At 71.0% G+C, this 706-nt stretch carries 1 protein-coding gene; it reads left to right on the top strand.

The features are described 5' to 3' along the window. Nucleotides 1-90: 90 nt before the first annotated feature. On the top strand, nt 91-706 hold a 616-nt coding region (locus tag FF86_RS35155; RefSeq protein ID WP_199865886.1), incomplete at its 3' end, for a hypothetical protein.

The following is a 706-nucleotide window of genomic DNA, read 5'->3' as shown; positions in this document are numbered from 1 at the left end:
GATCCGACCGGTGCGCAGTGGAACCGTCTGCTGCGGCTGTCGCCGGCTCTGGCGAGCGTGGGTCAGCGGGAACGGCTCGCCGGTTTGGGGGTGAGTGATCTGGTTGCCCGTGCGATCCGTGATCCTGCCGCCTGGCGGCGGACGCCGTTCTTCGACCGGGTTCCGGAGATTGTCGCGCTGGCCACCGACCTGGACGTGGTGACCGTGACGACCGGGGATGCCGGCGAGGTGGGGACATACCATTTCCATCCCTCGTCGGCGGGGGCCCCGCGGGCCAGCGTGTATGTGCACTACAACGGCGTGGATCACTACCAGGCCATGGTGACCGTCCCGGGCGCGGCGCCGGCTTCCGCCGGTCATCCGTTGCCGCGCGGTGCGGGAGGCCCGTTCGGTGCGGGAGGGCCGAGCGAGGAAGAGGATCTCCTGCGGTGGGTGCGGGGGAGGCTGCCGGTCGACTCGGTGTATCGGGAACGCCCTGACGAGATTCTGGCGGTGTATCGACGGTTGCGGTCGCAGCCGCAGAACAGGCGGCGGCTGACGAGAACGCTGGCCCCCGACGTGGCTGCGGTTCTTCACGGCGGCCCGGTCGGGCGGCTTCTTGGGGCCGGTCCCACCGATTCGCCCGGGGAGCCGGCCGACCCGTGGCGGGCCATCCAGTTGGAGCTGGACCCTCCCGACGGGTTGCGGGTCTTTGGGCCTGCGGATC

It is taken from the genome of Frankia sp. CpI1-P, from assembly GCF_001421075.1.
GTDB classification, from domain to species: Bacteria; Actinomycetota; Actinomycetes; order Frankiales; family Frankiaceae; genus Frankia; species Frankia torreyi.
The sequence above is the reverse complement of the archived record's forward strand: the minus strand, read 5'-3'. Positions and strand labels throughout refer to the sequence as shown.